Source organism: Pseudobutyrivibrio xylanivorans (genome assembly GCF_010906925.1).
Lineage (GTDB): Bacteria > Bacillota > Clostridia > Lachnospirales > Lachnospiraceae > Pseudobutyrivibrio.
Window position 1 is genome coordinate 192,935 of sequence record NZ_VTVE01000002.1, and the last position, 13,138, is coordinate 206,072.

Here is a 13,138-nt window from a genome sequence, read left to right on the forward strand (position 1 = left end):
GTCCTCAAATTAGTAATATATTTTGTATTATGTTAAACATGTATCCTACAATCATAATTCCCACCAAACATATTGCTAGGAAGGCAAAAAACAACTTTCCTTTTATTATCTTTTTCAGCATTATAAGTGATGGCAAAGAAAGTGTAGTGATGGACATCATAAATGCCAAAATCACTCCAAGATATGCTCCTTTTTTCAATAAAGCCTCTGCAATTGCAATGGTCTGAAATATATCCGCATATACCGGTGCACCTAGTAAAGTTGCTATCAATACAGCAAAAGGATTTCCCTTACCAAGAATTCTCACAACCAGTTCCTTTGGAATCCAATTATGAATAAATGCACCTACGCCCACTCCAAGGATTATAAAAATCCATATATTTTTAATTGTATTAAAAGCCTCTCTAAGCCCAATTTTTATTCTATCTTTTTGAGTCTGGTTTAAAATTTGTACCTGAGTATACTTTCCTTTATTTCTAACAAACTCTTCTACTTCATTCTCCATATGAAGAGCTCCAATAATCCAGCCCCCTACGATTGCAATTATCAGTCCTGTAGCAATATAGACAATCGCAACCTTCCAGCCAAAGACACTTGCTAACAATACACATGAAGCAATATCAACCATTGGTGAAGATATTAAAAAGGAGAATGTTACTCCCACCGGTAGGCCTGCGTTGGTAAAACCTATAAATATAGGAATAGACGAACAGGAACAAAATGATGTAACTGTTCCAAATAATGCAGCTGCTATATTTGCCCATAAACCATTGAGTTTATCCAAAACAGCTCTCGTTTTTTCAGGAGGAATATAAGTTTCAATGTAGCCAAAGAATGTAATCAAACTAAACAGCAATAGCATAATTTTAATTGTGTCATAAACAAAAAAATGTATGCTTCCTCCCAGCTTGCTTTCAATATCAACTCCAATCATTGTAAGAAATCTGCCGGTGCATGTAGCCAACCACTCCATTCCTAAAAGCTCATCCTGTACAAATCTAAGTATTTTTCCCATTGTGTCTCTCTACTTTAAACTATCATCTGACTTCTTTTTTCCATCAATGTTGTATCTTGCCAAATACCAAATCTATCTTTTGCTATTTTTTCTCTAATTCCAATAACTCTAAAGCCACATTTTTCATGCAATTTAATGCTGCTCTCATTTATAGAAAAAATTGCAGAATATAGACTCCAATAACCATTCTTTTCGCTTTCAGAACATAAATGAGATAAAAGAGCTGTTCCTATTCCTCTATTCTGCCAAGCTTCATCTACATAAACACTGACCTCCACAGCTCCTTTGTATACACATCTACCTGATGTAGGTGCTATAGTAATCCAACCACATACTACGCCATCTTCCTCATAGACATATCTGCATTCCTTGCAATGTGCTGCATCCCATTCTTCAAATGAAGGGCTTTGGGTATTAAATGTGGAAATCCCTCTTTCTAATGCCTGCTGGTATATTTCATTAACTCTGTTCCAGTCTTCAGGTCTCATCTCTCTAATCATAGCAATATACCTCTTTTCTTTTTGTGACTTCTGTTACTTTGAAGCTTCTAAAGCTGAATTTATCAACTCCAATGATTCTAATACTTGCTTTTGCTTGTCTTTTGGTATGTTCCTGCAGATATCTGCAAACTTATCATCCATGGATTTTTCTATTTTTTCAAAACGCTCACTGCCCATGTCGGTAAGGCTTAGTTCCACATATCTCCTGTCAATCTCCGACGGCTTACGAACTACATATCCTTTTTTTACCAAATCATCAACTGTTCGACTAACCCCGCTCTTATCCGAATGAAGTCTATCTGCAAGTTCTTTCAATGATATGCCTGGAGCTCGTCCTATTTCGACCAAGGCAAAGCACTGCTGCTTATTCACACTACAGCAACAACAATCCTCTGCATCGACACTGTCTAGAAGGAATTCCAGTTGTCTCACTTGTTCTCTAAAATTCTTTGAATAACTCATAACCTTCCTCCTTTAAAATGTTGAACTTATTCTAACATAACTGTTGCATTTTGCAACTATTTATTTTTGCATCTATTGAATTTCACAACAAGTTATCAACAATAAAAAAGGCCATGGACAACGCCATGGCCTAAAATACATATTCAATTATGCGAATGCATCTATTCTGCTGCCAACCATTCCGTAGGAATTACCTACACCTGAATTATTATAGCTGGTCTTGATGGAAGAAAACTTAGCTGCTATGTCATTGAACTGGCTAGCTGTCTTTTTCTTCTCCTCAAGTATAGCTGTTGAATCGACAGGTCTGCTCTCATCTGGCTCCTCCACCCTAGCATTAGGGTACTGAACTGGAGCTGTACCTGTAACAGCTGCACCGCCCTTAACAGATTCAGTGTTATATACATCAGAAAAACCTGCTGCATTTTCAACTGCATAGTTCATAGGCTGAACACTAGCTACTGGACTGTATGTAGTTAATCCGCTAATTGGTGCTATAGCCATATCCTACCTCCATCGAAAGTGTAAATATATAATAACACATTCGTCTCAGATATGGACTAAAATCACAAATTTTTCAGTGATACTCAAAGATTGGTTTTTCGACCTTTTTTGCCCTACTTTTTCATATTATACATGATGCATCATTTTCATATGTGGAACAGCATCATGCTGCTTTTGAGTTGCTCTAATAAATAATCCAAGGAAAACAGCTGCTGCAATTATTCCTACTGGATATGCCACTGTCGTTGCAAGATTCAAACACTCTGGTGCGCAGAAGAAATATGTCACTGAAACCGCCGACATAAATGTAGCTGGAACTGCAGTGAGCCAATAATTCTTAGCATTTTTATATAAGTACATAGATGCTGTCCAAAGAGCTATCATTGCAAGTGTCTGATTTGACCAGCTGAAGTATCTCCAAATAACACCATAATTTAACTGGCTAATAAGTGCTCCTGCTGCAAGAAGTGGAACACAAATGTATAGACGACTGTGATATGGCTTCTGGTCAATCTTGAACCAATCTGCAATTACAAGTCTTGCTGATCTAAATGCTGTATCACCTGATGTAATAGGACATGCAATAACGCCAAGCATTGCAAGGACTATTCCAAATCCACCCATCGTCTTTGTACAGATATCATATACGCAAGTAGCCTGACCATTTGCAAGCATCTCAGTCAATCCTGTGGTAAGGCCACCAGTTTTTGCATAGATAGCACTACCTGCCGCAGCCCAAATAAGAGCGATGATTCCTTCGCTTACCATTGCCCCGTAAAATACCATGTGACTTTCTTTTTCTGTCTCACAGCAACGAGCCATAAGCGGTGACTGAGTTGCATGGAATCCTGAAATTGCACCGCAGGCAACTGATACAAACATCATTGGCCAAATAGGTGTATTTGCTGGATGTAAATTAGCTAACTGAATTTCTGGAATAGTATATCCATGTGTAAATATACCTACAGCAACGCCTATAGCCATCACTATAAGGCAGATACCAAATACTGGATATAACTTTCCGATGATTTTATCGATTGGAATAAATGTGGCAATGAAATAGTAAATCAAAATAATTGCCAACCAGAAGTATGTGTTAGTAAGAAGGCCTGTGCCACCTTGATTTCCAATTAAAAGAGAAATAAGACCTGCAGGACCTACTGCAAACACAGTACCAACCATAACAAGAAGAACTACGCTAAACACACGCATTACTGTCTTCATGATATTTCCAAGGTACAATCCTGTCAGCTCTGATACGCTGGCACCGTCATGACGCATGCTCATGAATCCTACAGAAAAATCATGAACGCCTCCAGCTAAAATAGTACCCAGTGTAATCCACAGGAATACTGATGTACCCCACTGTGCTCCGGCCAAGGCACCGTAGATTGGGCCAAGTCCTGCGATGTTAAGAAGTTGAATCAAAAACAGTTTCCATTTCGGCATTACTACGAAGTCCACACCATCATTAATCCGCACTGCTGGTGTCTGCCTGTCATCTGGACCGTAGATTCTCTCTACCACCTTTCCATAGACGAAATACCCACCAATAAGTACCGCCAAGCAAATAACAAAACTAATCATATACATTTACCCCCAATACATTTATTTGTCCTCTCCTAAGGACATCTCTTAATTTGGAGTATAGTATCTAAATATAGCTCTAACAATGCATACGGACTCAAATGCTAAAAATAGGTACTGTTTTACATGCTATAATAATCCTTTATTTCGTGTATCACCTTTCGACTTATAGGAATAATAGTGTGATTCTCGTCCTTCATACAAAGGGCGTATCCATTATTGGCATCTGGCTGCAGGGACTCACCCTTAGTTAAATTAGCAATATAGCTCCTATGAATTCTCACAAATGTATTATCCCCAGAATCTAATTTCTTTTCCCATTCAACAAGAGGCTCATTACTATAAAATGATTTATCCTTACAGTAAACCTTAGCTCCTTTATGAATTGCCTCTATGTAGTAAATATTATCTGCCTCCACCAGCTCTGTATGGTCTCCAGCCTGCAGCCCAAAAGGTCCCACTTTCGGCTTTGCCTTAGACTTTTCTATCAAGTCGTTATTAAGTATCTCAAGTCGCTCATTGTCCGCCTCAAGCATCTGCATCATATACACGTCCTTAAAAATAGAAAAGAACAAAAGCATTCCAATGGAATTAATAATAACCATTGGCACCGTCAACGTCTTTACGATATCCACAGCCAATGCAAAAGGCTTAACAAATATCAACAAATTCACCATATGGACAGCCTCCGCTGCAGCTGTAATCAAAAGAAGCTCCGTCCATCTCAGTGTATGATTTTTCTTCTTCAAAAACTGATAAATCCCCGCTGCAAAAAAACCTTCTAGCAATGTAGAAAAAGCACACGCAAATGTAGTAACCCCATGAGGATCAAACAAAAATCTATGCACCGCTCCAATAACGCCAGCGGTAATCCCCACAATAGGACCGCAAAGCAGACCTCCTGCCAGCACACCTAACACCCTAGTATTTGGAATAGCTCCTTGCACCACACCGCCAGTACATGTGGACACAATGCAAAAGCCCCCAAAAATAGCACCTAGCACAAACCGTCCAACTTTCGCCTGGCCACCCTCATCGCACAGCGTATGCTCCACCAGAGGAATCTTTGTCAGCGTAATAGCTATCAATACCAAAAGCCCAATATTTATGACCATGTTATAACATAATTCCATAAACAACCCCCTTTTACCTAATCTAATTTTACGTCCCCATGCCACAAGTTGCAAGAAAGTGTGTTACTATGCTTGGGCCAATTACAAAAAAAGAGAGAACCGAATACTCGATTCTCTCTCGGATTAACTTATATTATCTGAGGAAGCCTGCTACAATCTGCTCCTCCGCTTCTTCTTCGGTGAGTCCAAGGGACATAAGCTTGATTAGCTGGTCACCGGCGATTTTTCCGATGGCTGCCTCGTGGATAAGGGCTGCGTCAACGTTTTTAGCGTCAAGCTTAGGTATTGCCACAACGTGTGCGTTGCCCATGATGATTGCGTCGCAGGCAGCGTGTCCGTTGCATGCGCAGTCGCCTTCGATGGATACTTCAAAGATTTGCTCTGAATCATCCTTTGCAACTGAACGTGATACAACATCAGCGCTAGAGCCTTCACCCTGGAGCAAAACTTTGTAGTCAGATGTGGCTGACTGTGAGCCGTGAGTCATAAGTGCCTCGTGAATTAAGAGAGTAGCTCCTTCTTTAAGCTCAGCAAGGTTGGTACGTATTGTAGAGTCAACGCCCTTAATCTGTACCATTTCCATCTCTACGTAGCTGCCCTCTTCCTGATATACGTTAGTAACTGGGTTGAGGATACGGGCTCCCTTGCCGTCGCCCTCACCGTAGTGCTTTTCTACGTACTTGATTTTGGCATTTTTGCCAACGTGGAATGTATGGATACCGTCGTGCTGAGAGTCTTGGTCGCCACAGTTTGAGATACCACAACCTGCTACGATAGTTACGTCAGCATCTTCTCCGATGTAAAAGTCGTTGTATACCATATCCTTAAGTCCACTCTCTGTAAGGACTACAGGAATGTGTACGCTCTCGCCCTTTGTGCCTGGCTTGATAATGATGTCGATGCCTGGCTTGTCCTCCTTGGTGACAATGTCGATGTTGGCAGTTGTGTTTCTGCCGGCGCTGGCACCATTGGAACGGATATTGTATGCTCCCTGAGGAATGCCATCTAGATCAGCAACCTCATGTAAAATATTCTTCTGAATTGCATCAAGAGTCATTACTGATCACCTCCTAACTTCTCGCAGGCAATATTTGCTGCTGCAGATGTACCAAGAAGTCCTGGAAGAATCTCATCTTTTGGCCCTTTTGCCTTAACCTTGCCATTTTCAATAACTACGATTTCGTCGGCAATGTTAAGTATGCGCTCCTGGTGAGAAATAACGATAATAGTACCGTTGATTGTCTGGCGCATGTTCTCAAATACTTTTATTAAATTCTGGAAACTCCAAAGGTCGATACCTGCCTCTGGCTCATCAAAAATTGAAAGCTTTGTTCCACGAGCTAATACTGTGGCGATTTCAATTCTCTTGAGCTCTCCACCTGAAAGTGAAGAATTCACCTCGCGCTCAACATAATCCTTAGCGCAAAGTCCAACCTTTGAAAGATACTCGCATGCTGCTGCAACCGATATGTGCTTGCCTGCTGCAAGTCTGAGCAAATCGATTACACGAATGCCCTTGAAGTGAACTGGTGCCTGGAAAGCAAAACTGATTCCCATTTTTGCACGCTCTGTAATATTCTTCTCAGAGATATCCACACCATCTAAAATAATCTGGCCAGATGTCAACTGATTAACGCCCATTATGAGCTTTGCCAATGTGGACTTACCTCCACCATTTGGACCGGTGATGACTATAAACTTGCCATCTTCTACCGTAAGGTCAAGACCGTCGATGATTTCTTTTGTAGAATCACCCTCATCATCGACCCTATAAGTAAGGTTCTTGATTTCAAGCATATTTAATTACTCCTCTAACAAAACAAAAAACTATAGTATTAAAAAATAGGGGTCATCGTGCCAGCGATATTACCCTATAAACATTAGGTCTTTTAAGTTGCTATATTATAATAACATTATTTTTTCAAAAGAAAAGGACAAAGGGCCAAAGAAAAAAGCTACTGAGAAATCTTCTCAGTAGCCTGTATAATCTAGCTTTTTAATACGCTGGTACTGGCTCTTGTGGTACTACAGCAACCTCAGGTGTAGGCTGTGTAGCTGCAAGTGCTGCCGCGTATGCTTTTTCAGTTTTGTCAGCTAAGATTCCCTGACCAATAAGACTGTAAATTGTCTTATAAGTGCCTCGCGAATAATGAATTCCGTCGCTTGATGAAACCTTGCCAAGGACCTGTGAATATGTGTCAATGTAAGTAACATTGGCGCTAAGTCCCGATTTCATTTTTGAGTTCCATGACTCAATTACTGAATTAGTAATTCCTGGATATGAGCTTGTCTCAAATGCCATTGGGTTAACTGATACGTAATATACGCTTGCTCCAAGAGCTGTCCAGTTAGCTGCCTTTTCATTGATATATGATGTGTACTTGCTTGTGTATGAAAGGCTTCGTACATCGTTGACACCCATTAGAATAACTACGTCAGTGTTGGAATTAATGTTGGCCTCTACCTGTGGTACGCCAGTGCTCTTCATCCACGAATATCCCATTCCGATTTTGGCTGACCAGATATTGCCATTTTTTCCTACAGCGCTCTTCATACCCACTGTTCTGGAATCACCGATTAAAACCAATTGTCTGGTAGCCTGTGCCACGCTCACCTCTGCTGCTGTCTGATTGTAAAGCTGTGCTTCTGGTGAAACATATTCTGTTGGAACTGCCTCTGCTGGTGCAACCTCTGTAACAGGTGCAGCCTCTGTAACAGGTGCAGCCTCTTCAGCATTAACAATCATTCTCGGCATCAAACAAACAAATGCCAATGCTAATGCCATAATACCCTTAGTTTTCTTACACATAAAAATAGTTCCCTCTTGTGTATAACCAAAAATCTATTGCATTCTATTACAAGTTTGTGTCTAAATTGTGACGAGCAAACTATTTTCATTATTTTACACATTTTGATAAAAAATGCAAATTTTAATTTTTCAAATAGAAAATTGCCAGCTGTGTACGGTCTCTAAGCTCCAGTTTTTCAAGGATTGTAGACAGATAGTTTCTCACTGTTCCCTCTGACAAAAAGAGCTTTTGGGCAATCTCTTTGTTTGAAAATCCCTCCGCCACTAGTTGAATAACTTCGTATTCCTTTTCAGTAATATCTTTTTCCTGATAGTTAAATCCTCCAGGATTGTCAGCTTTATTCATTAATGCAGGAAGCTTGTCCACAATGGCTCCTCCAAAAACACTCTGCCCATCAATAGCCGCATGCAAGGCAACTGGTAGTGATTTGTAATCCTGCTTTAAAAGATATCCCTTAACTCCAAGCTTGAGGGCCTTCACTATGTACTCATCATCTGAAAATGTTGTCAAAAACAAAATAGTGGCATCTGGATGTTTCCCAAGAATCACCTCTGCTGCCTCCAGTCCATTCATATCAGCCATGCGAATGTCCATAAGCAAAATATCTGGCGTCAGCTCATCATAGAGCTTCACTGCTTCTTTTCCACTATTTCCTTTGCCCACTACTTGAAAATCTTCCTCAGCGGAAATAATCATCTCCAGGGACATTGTTATGAGCTCATCATCGTCGATAAGTAAAATTCTTTTCTTGTCCATATTTTCTCCCACATATTAATTCTTACCACCAAATGGTAGTCTGGCATACACCGTAAATCCCTCATCAGTATAAAAGTACGCATCGCCACCTATTGACCTGGCTCTATTGCTAATGTTGTTAAGACCTATTCCCTCGTAATCATCTGTCTGTAGCTTTCTCTTAGTCTCTTCAGGTACTGTACCATTGTCAGTTATCGACAAGGTACAAAAGCTATAATTCTGCTGCATGATTATCGATACTGTATCGCCATTTGAATGCTTTAAAATATTGGTCACTGCCTCTTTTAAAATACCAATCAAAGACAATTTTATATTAGTAGGAATTGCTTCGTCTAAATCCAAATCCGTATTTACGGTAAAGTTTTTCAACTCTCCTATTATTTCCTCAAAATTCTTTTTTAAGTCAATTGAATCATCATGTAAATCATGAACTGAAGAGCGCATTTTTGCCATGGATTCATCCAGAGTGTCTGCCAGCATCTTCAGCTGTGGCTCTAGGGTTTCGTCCTTGTTGACTGTAGTGATGGCTCCCAATAATAGGATTGCTCGTGAAAGTAAGTGTCCCACATTATCATGTATTTCTCTAGCAATTCTATTTCGCTCTGCAAGTGTAGCCAGATGTACCTGCTGGTCCTGTTCCATCATAAGTCGGCGGTTTTTGTTTTCCAAAACATTCTCAAGTTCTCTGCTGTCATCCTTGGTCTTGTTTAACATTTCCTGATAATGAGTCATTCTGCTATATAAAACCAGGGCAGCTCCTGTTAACCCTGCAAGAATCACAACTGCCCACATCATAAGATACTTGCTAGGACTAGCGCTTTCACTCCATTTTACCAAGGCTATTTCCGTATACAAAAATGGGATTGCAGTCAGACAAATATATATATATTTATTTTTGAACAAAAGACTAACTTCCATAAATAAAAAAATGCAAATAGACACTACAACCGAAGTGGTTGTAATGCCTTTTGCATTGGTAATTAAAGTTAATCCGATAGCTGCCAATAAGCGAACTATTACATCAAATAGCATACTGTTCCTTTTTCTTTGAAATAATCATTCCTGCTGCAAAAAATGCAAATGCAAATAAAATTTCAATCAACAAATACATTCCAAATTGCTTACAGAAGATTTTGCTTGTAGCTGTATTATTTATAAATTTAATTGCTGCCACGTACCAATATAATGGAAGGAAATGAGCAGCCTTTATAATCGATTCTGACAAAAACTGTATATCAACAAACACGCCACAGAGGAAACTCATTGAAATAATAAACATGTTTGAAAGCATATTAATGAGATTCTCACTTGAGGTGATTGTGCTAAATAAGTAAGCCACTCCAAGTCCTACAAACATCAGCACGTAAGCATTAATTGCATAATAAATCAGCTTGTCATTAGCATATTCTCCACTTGCCAAATGAATCACAAGAATAACAACTGTGGTAAGTACAAATCCAAATAATGCAACTGCGCCGATTATAGCAAAATTTCTCTTTTTAAAAGTCATTCCGCTGACAGAAATTCTATTGCTTACATCCTTGTCCTTTGTAAAGCTGATAAGCGCTGTGCTGACACAGATGCAGAGAATCATCATCATGCTATATCCGTTAAATGTAAACATTCCTGTGTAGAATGAACGATGGTTTTCATCGGATTTGTCATTGACAATAGCCTTTGTATCATTAAGCTTAACCATCTGCTGATGAGTCAGTTCTATTGCTTCATTTTCAGTATACCCATTCTCCATATAAATCACAATGTCATTCAAATAGTCGTTTATTTTCTGGGTCAAAAGGTACTCTGATGCCGATGTACCAGGAGCAATATATTCTAATTCGTTTTTACCATCTCCTGCTTTAAGAGATTCTCCAAAGCCCTCTGGAATTATGATTGCATACTGATATATTCCAAATCTCACATTGTCATTAATAGTCTGTGTATCCTCAGTCTGAGGGTCAATCACCTTTTGAGTATCTTTTAAATATGACACCACCGCCTTACTGATGTTTGAATTATCATAGTCTGTCACTGCAACCTTCATTGTCACCTCTTCAAACATGGTATCCGTTGTAGTCACATTAGCTCTGGCAGTTATATTTCCAAAAAATGCAAAGATGGAGAAATATACGATTATATTTATCATGTTGGATCTGATAGATTTGATTATTGCCTTAAAGACTGACATATTTTCTCCTCCTTAAAAACATTGCACTTATGATTAAACACGCTGCAATAATAATTAGCATTGTAAAAATATCTCTGTAATAAACCTCTGTCTTTCCGTATGTAGCTCTCACATACAGACAATCTGTCAAAAGTGCCGCTGGGTTAATTCTGTTGATAATTGGACAGTGATACTCTATTAACTGCCTAATCTGGTGCCACATAAGACCGCTTAAAAATGAGCAAGTCATTGAAAAGCAAAGTGGAATTGCTACTAGCAAATTTGGATTCTTACAAAGAGAACCTATAAGTACTCCAAATGAAATACCAAGTGCACTACCAAGTGTTGTTATTGCCAGTACATTTAAAAGTGGAATACCAAAATCAATTCCTAAAACTTTTTCCACATAAAAAGCTACGATTCCATTTGAGATAGACTGCAGTACTACACCTGCTAAAATTCCTGCCACAATTGATGGAAGCTTATACACTGGAGCGCATTCAAATCTCTTACCATTCTCGGAAAGATTTGCACACATACCCTCTAACATCCTAGTACTTATCCACGAACTAAAAAGAGATGACATAGCTATCAATGCAAAATAGTATTGCAGATATGGTGATGTATTTGTACCAAAGTCATATTCCTTTAAAACAGACTTATTAATCTCCATCATCTTAACTGCATTCATTACATTTTCAGGATGGTCCTTGGCAATAGTCTCGATTACGGCCTTACCATTTTCATACTCTCTTACAATCTGATTTAGTGTGGTAGATACAAGACCATTGGCGGGCACTATAGTTTCTACACTGCCATTTTCTTCTATATAAATACCTTCTACTTCATCCTCATCAAGTGCTGTTTTCGCGTCCTCTACATCACTAAATTTATGTACTTTAAGGACCCTAATTCCATCATTTTTCTTACTTAGGCTTGAAAGCACCAGAGAAAAAGGACTATTCTCTTCATCCGTATTTACGTAGCCCACTTCAATAGTCTTAAAGGCATCTGGGTCATCTTTTATCATATTTCCAAATCCCAGGAAATAAGCTGTTGCAAGTACAAGTGGAAAAACCAGATTCCAGCCAAGTAATGTGCGGTTTCTGGAAATCTCTTTTATTTTATAGAAAAACATTCTTATGAACATTTGTCTCTAAGCTCCTTTCCTGTGATTTCAAGGAATACGTCGTTAAGTGTAGGTAACTCTGTGGATACACGGCCAAATGGTACGTTGTTGTCTGTGAGATAGCTTAAAATATGTACCAGATTATGCTCACCACCATTGCAATTAATGATAATGTCATCTCCCTCTTCCTTTGTCTTATATACATGGTTGATTTCTTTAATTCCCTCAATAATCTTCTCTGATTTTCCAGGCAAGCTAATTCTGATTGTCTCTCTATTCATAAGCGTTGCCTTAAGCTCAGCAGAAGTTCCATTTGCAACATTTTTGCCGTGGTCCATAATGACAACTCGTGTACAAAGCTCCTCAACTTCTTCCATATAATGTGAGGTGTAAATGATTGTAGCTCCCTGCTTGTTCATCTTTTTGATTCCCTCAAGAATTGCATTTCTACTTTGTGGATCAACGGCTACTGTAGGCTCGTCGAAAATAATAAGCTTTGGCTTGTGAGCGATTCCGCAGGCTATATTTAATCTTCTAAGTAAACCTCCGGAAAGCTTCCTTGGTTTGTACTTTTTGTATTCTGTAAGTCCTGTAAATTCAAGTGCTTCCTCAACATACTGCTTTCTTAATGTCTTGTCGGTAATGTATAGGCCACAGAAGAAATCAACATTTTCATATACATTCAAAGTATCTATAACTGCTACGTTCTGAAGTACAACACCGATTTTTGATTTGATATCGTATTTATCAGGTGCCATCTTCTCACCAAAAATTGTTATCTCCCCTTTGTCAAAAGTTAAAAGTGAAAGAAGGCAATTGATTGTTGTAGTTTTTCCGGAACCGTTTGGTCCAAGGAGTCCAAGGATTTCTCCCTCCTCAACCTCTAGAGAGAAGTGGTCAACTGCCAGCTTATCTCCATATCTTTTTACAAGGTTTTCTATTTTTACTATCTTCTCACTCATAATCTTCTCCTCTCGATTATTTGATTCATTTAAAACTCCTAGAGTTTGTTTGTTTTATTTTATGATTGAATGATACAAAAAAATAACAGCCCTCTGTAGTGAAGGCTGTCATC

14 protein-coding genes are annotated in these 13,138 nt (G+C 39.0%); all 14 read right to left on the reverse strand.

The genetic code is table 11. From position 1 onward, the window contains the following. Nucleotides 1–4 precede the first annotated feature (4 nt). Nucleotides 5–1,015 carry a permease gene (locus F0Q01_RS07635; RefSeq protein ID WP_090487934.1) on the reverse strand — a complete coding sequence of 337 codons (1,011 nt, stop codon included), beginning with the start codon at nt 1,013–1,015 and terminating at the stop codon, nt 5–7. Nucleotides 1,016–1,029: 14 nt separating this feature from the next. Next, nucleotides 1,030–1,515, reverse strand: a complete 486-nt coding sequence (locus tag F0Q01_RS07640; RefSeq protein WP_242941845.1) for a GNAT family N-acetyltransferase — start codon at nt 1,513–1,515, stop codon at nt 1,030–1,032. 33 nt (nt 1,516–1,548) lie between these two features. After that, nucleotides 1,549–1,977: a MarR family winged helix-turn-helix transcriptional regulator gene (locus F0Q01_RS07645; RefSeq protein WP_090487936.1), complete on the reverse strand. Its 429-nt coding sequence runs from the start codon at nt 1,975–1,977 to the stop codon at nt 1,549–1,551. Nucleotides 1,978–2,124: 147 nt separating this feature from the next. Continuing rightward, entirely contained in the window at nt 2,125–2,481 is a 357-nt protein-coding gene (locus F0Q01_RS07650) for a hypothetical protein (RefSeq protein WP_090487938.1), read from the reverse strand. 126 nt (nt 2,482–2,607) lie between these two features. Then, complete coding sequence (locus F0Q01_RS07655; protein ID WP_090155464.1) at nt 2,608–4,068, reverse strand: carbon starvation protein A; 1,461 nt, start codon at nt 4,066–4,068, stop codon at nt 2,608–2,610. Nucleotides 4,069–4,190: 122 nt separating this feature from the next. Continuing rightward, a complete protein-coding gene (locus tag F0Q01_RS07660) occupies nt 4,191–5,201 on the reverse strand; it encodes a LytS/YhcK type 5TM receptor domain-containing protein (protein WP_090487940.1) in 1,011 nt (336 codons plus the stop codon). A 133-nt stretch (nt 5,202–5,334) separates the two neighbouring features. Continuing rightward, entirely contained in the window at nt 5,335–6,258 is a 924-nt protein-coding gene (locus F0Q01_RS07665) for a SufB/SufD family protein (RefSeq protein ID WP_090155468.1), read from the reverse strand. Further along, nucleotides 6,258–6,998 (reverse strand): ABC transporter ATP-binding protein, encoded by a 741-nt coding sequence (locus tag F0Q01_RS07670; protein ID WP_090155470.1) that lies wholly within the window; start codon nt 6,996–6,998, stop codon nt 6,258–6,260. The genes F0Q01_RS07665 and F0Q01_RS07670 overlap by 1 nt, the downstream gene beginning before the upstream one ends. A 199-nt stretch (nt 6,999–7,197) precedes the next feature. After that, nucleotides 7,198–8,010, reverse strand: a complete 813-nt coding sequence (locus F0Q01_RS07675) for an SGNH/GDSL hydrolase family protein (protein ID WP_090487942.1) — start codon at nt 8,008–8,010, stop codon at nt 7,198–7,200. 121 nt (nt 8,011–8,131) lie between these two features. Beyond that, nucleotides 8,132–8,767 carry a response regulator gene (locus tag F0Q01_RS07680; RefSeq protein ID WP_090155474.1) on the reverse strand — a complete coding sequence of 212 codons (636 nt, stop codon included), beginning with the start codon at nt 8,765–8,767 and terminating at the stop codon, nt 8,132–8,134. A gap of 15 nt (nt 8,768–8,782) precedes the next feature. Further along, entirely contained in the window at nt 8,783–9,799 is a 1,017-nt protein-coding gene (locus F0Q01_RS07685) for a sensor histidine kinase (protein WP_090487944.1), read from the reverse strand. Beyond that, the gene (locus F0Q01_RS07690; protein ID WP_090487946.1) at nt 9,789–10,955 is read right to left on the reverse strand and encodes an ABC transporter permease; all 1,167 of its coding nucleotides are present in this window, start codon (nt 10,953–10,955) and stop codon (nt 9,789–9,791) included. The genes F0Q01_RS07685 and F0Q01_RS07690 overlap by 11 nt, the downstream gene beginning before the upstream one ends. Further along, complete coding sequence (locus tag F0Q01_RS07695; RefSeq protein WP_163927188.1) at nt 10,942–12,072, reverse strand: ABC transporter permease; 1,131 nt, start codon at nt 12,070–12,072, stop codon at nt 10,942–10,944. Before F0Q01_RS07695 ends, F0Q01_RS07690 begins: the two co-directional genes overlap by 14 nt. Before the next feature lie 2 nt (nt 12,073–12,074). Then, nucleotides 12,075–13,025: an ABC transporter ATP-binding protein gene (locus F0Q01_RS07700; RefSeq protein ID WP_090155482.1), complete on the reverse strand. Its 951-nt coding sequence runs from the start codon at nt 13,023–13,025 to the stop codon at nt 12,075–12,077. Between the last annotated feature and the right edge of the window lie 113 nt (nt 13,026–13,138).